The following is a 2,245-nucleotide window of genomic DNA, read 5'->3' on the forward strand; positions in this document are numbered from 1 at the left end:
ACCGGAGGCGGACATGGGCTACCGGCGGGCAGTGCAGCCGCTGCCGAAGCTGGGTCCGTTCCAGGCGCGACTGGATGCTTTGCTGGAGGACGATGAGGCACGGCCGCGGCGCGAGAAGCTGCGCCTCACGCGCATCCACGACCTGCTGCTACGCGAAGGGTTCGACGGCTCGTACGACGCGGTTCGCCGTTATGCGGCCCGCTGGCGGCAGGCGCGACGTCGCGATGTGATGGATGCGCCGGCGTTCATCCCGCTGCTGTTCCGACCGGGCGAGGCCTATCAGTTCGACTGGAGCCATGAGGACGTGGAGATCTCGGGCAAGCCGATGCGCGTGAAGGTCGCGCATGTGCGACTGTGCGCGTCGCGGGCCATGTATGTGCGGGCCTATCCGCGCGAGACACAGGAGATGCTGTTCGACGCGCATGCGCGGGCGTTTGCCTTCTTCGGAGGCGTGCCGACGCGCGGCATCTACGACAACATGAAGACGGCGGTGACGAGCGTGTTCACCGGCAAGGAGCGTGTCTTCAACCGGCGCTTCCTGGTCATGGCCAACCACTACATGGTCGAGCCGACCGCCTGCTCGCCCGCGTCGGGTTGGGAGAAGGGTCAGGTCGAGAACCAGGTGCAGACCGCGCGCGGCCGCTTCTTCCAGCCACGCCTGCGCTTTACCAGCCTCGCGGAGCTGAACGGCTGGTTGGAGGCCGAGTGTCGGCGCTGGGCCGACATGCACCAGCATCCCGAGCAGAAGGAACTGACGGTCGCCGAGGCATGGGCAGCCGAACAGGCTGTACTCCAGCCTGTTGTCGCACCCTTCGACGGCTTCCACGAGAGCGAGCATGCGGTAAGCGGCACATGCCTCATCAGCTTCGACCGCAACCGCTATTCCGTTTCTGCCAGGGTGGCGCGACGCGCGGTGCAGGTTCGCGCCTATGCCGACCGCATCGTCGTGCGCTGCGATGGTGAAGTCGTCGCCGACCATCCCCGGTTCTTTGGCCGCGACCGGACCATCTACGACCCGTGGCATTATCTGCCGGTGTTGGCGACCAAGCCGGGCGCCCTGCGCAACGGCGCACCGTTCCAGGGCTGGGAGCTGCCGCCTGCGCTGGCACGACTGCGGCGCAAGCTCGGCGTCGGTGACGATGCCGACCGGCGGTTCGTGCGGGTGCTGGCAGCGGTGCTCGACGACGGACTGGAGGCGGTGGAAGCGGCCGTGCGAGAGGCGCTGCTGGCCGGCACCGCCAGCGACGACGTCATCGTCAACATCCTGGCCCGCAGGCGAGAACCGCCACGACCGCTGACCATTGTCACCCCCGAGGACCTGGCGCTGCGCTATCCGCCCCGTGCCGACTGCAACCGCTATGACAGCCTGCGAGGCCTCCATGCAGCGGCATGAGATGATGACGGCCATGACCGAGTTGGGGCTGAAGGGCATGGCTGGCGCCTTCGACGAGGCGGTGACCACCGGTCTCCAGCGCAAGCGCACGACCATGGAGGTCCTGACCGACCTGCTGCGTGCCGAGGCGACGCACCGCCATGCAGCGTCGGTTCGTTACCGGATGTCGGCCGCCAGGCTGCCGGCGGTGAAGGACCTCGACGCCTTCGTCTTCGGCGACACTCCCATCAACGAAGGACTGGTGCGCTCCCTGCACAGCGGCTCGTTCCTCCCCGGCCGGCGCAACGTCGTGCTGGTCGGTGGGACGGGCACCGGCAAGACGCACCTCGCCACCGCCATCACCGCCAATGTGGTACGAGCCGGCGCCCGCGGGCGCTACTTCAACACGGTGGACCTGGTGAACCGGCTCGAGGAGGAAACGCGCCTCGGCAAGGCCGGCACGTTGGCGGCCCAGCTCTCGCGTCTCGACCTCGTGGTGCTCGACGAGCTTGGCTACCTGCCGTTTGCACGCTCGGGCGGTCAGCTGCTCTTCCATCTCGTCAGCAAGCTCTATGAGCAGACCTCGGTCATCGTCACCACGAACCTGGCCTTCGGTGAGTGGCCGACCGTCTTTGGCGACCCCAAGATGACCACCGCGCTGCTCGACCGCATTACCCACCACTGCGACATCGTCGAGACCGGCAACGACAGCTGGCGATTCAAGCACCGCAGCTGACGCGCGGGACCACCGGCAGAAGATGCTTCGCGCTGGTTGCGCCTCCGGTCGGGCTACGCCCGCCCTACGCCGCAACCAGCGCGAACGGCACGCCCGCCATACCCGTCACACCGCTCGACAAACGGGGTCCCTTTTGG

General features: G+C 67.6%; 2 protein-coding genes. Both read left to right on the forward strand.

Going from position 1 to position 2,245, the window contains the following annotated elements; genetic code table 11:
* A partial coding sequence (gene istA / locus SSA01S_RS18735; protein WP_061781604.1) for an IS21 family transposase occupies nucleotides 1–1,393 on the forward strand: 1,393 nt, incomplete at its 5' end.
* Nucleotides 1,380–2,108, forward strand: a complete 729-nt coding sequence (istB, locus tag SSA01S_RS18740; protein ID WP_061781605.1) for an IS21-like element helper ATPase IstB — start codon at nucleotides 1,380–1,382, stop codon at nucleotides 2,106–2,108. The genes istA and istB, both read left to right, overlap by 14 nt.
* Nucleotides 2,109–2,245 lie beyond the last annotated feature (137 nt).

It is taken from the genome of Sphingomonas sanguinis NBRC 13937 (genome assembly GCF_001591005.1).
In the GTDB taxonomy this organism is placed as follows: domain Bacteria; phylum Pseudomonadota; class Alphaproteobacteria; order Sphingomonadales; family Sphingomonadaceae; genus Sphingomonas; species Sphingomonas sanguinis.